The following is a 934-nucleotide window of genomic DNA, read 5'->3' on the forward strand; positions in this document are numbered from 1 at the left end:
GGCGCGTCCACCTTCATCGCCGAGTACGCGCCGGACAAGAAGCGCGGATTCCTGGGCAGCTGGCTGGAGTTCGGCACGCTCGCCGGCTACATCGGCGGCGCGGGCCTGGTGACCCTGATGACGGCGCTGCTGTCCGACGGCGACCTCACCTCGTGGGGCTGGCGGATCCCGTTCCTGATCGCCGGGCCGATGGGCATCATCGGGCTGTACCTGCGGATGCGGCTGGAGGAGACCCCGGCGTTCGCCGCCGAGGTCGAGAAGGCGGAGGCCGCGCGGCCCCGCGTGCCGCTGCGCGAGATGATCGTCGGCCAGTGGCGGACGCTGCTGCTCTGCGTCGGCCTGGTGCTGGTCTTCAACGTCACCGACTACATGCTGCTGTCGTACATGCCGAGCTACCTGACGAGCGAGCTGAAGTACGACGAGACGCACGGGCTGCTGGTCGTGCTGGCCGTGATGGCGCTGATGATGATCGCGCAGCCGTTCGCGGGCGCGCTGACCGACCGGGTCGGACGCCGTCCCGTCATCGCGGCGGGCTGCGCGGGCTTCCTGCTCCTGTCCGTCCCGGCGCTGCTGCTGATCCGCGAGGGCAGCCTGTGGGCCGTGGGCCTGGGCATGGCCGCGCTGGGCCTGCTGCTGGTCTGCTTCACCGCGTCGATGCCGTCCGCGCTGCCGGCCCTGTTCCCGACCCGGGTGCGCTACGGCTCCCTCTCGATCGGCTTCAACGTCTCCGTGTCCCTCTTCGGCGGCACGACACCGCTGGTGGTGACGGCGCTGATCGGGGCGACGGGCAACATGATGATGCCCGCGTACTACATGATGGCCGCGGCCGTGATCGGCGGCGTGGCGGTCTGGTTCATGACGGAATCAGCAGGCCGCCCCCTGCCGGGCTCGGCCCCGGCGGTCGAACACGTCGAGGCGGCCTGACGCTTCCCTA

The 934-nt window shown here is 70.7% G+C and carries 1 protein-coding gene; it reads left to right on the forward strand.

What is annotated here, in order from left to right:
* Positions 1–924: MFS transporter (locus GTW67_RS21130; RefSeq protein ID WP_161166372.1), on the forward strand; the 924-nt coding region annotated here is incomplete at its 5' end.
* Positions 925–934: the final 10 nt, after the last annotated feature.

This window comes from Streptomyces sp. SID5910, from assembly GCF_009862125.1.
Classification (GTDB): Bacteria; Actinomycetota; Actinomycetes; order Streptomycetales; family Streptomycetaceae; genus Streptomyces.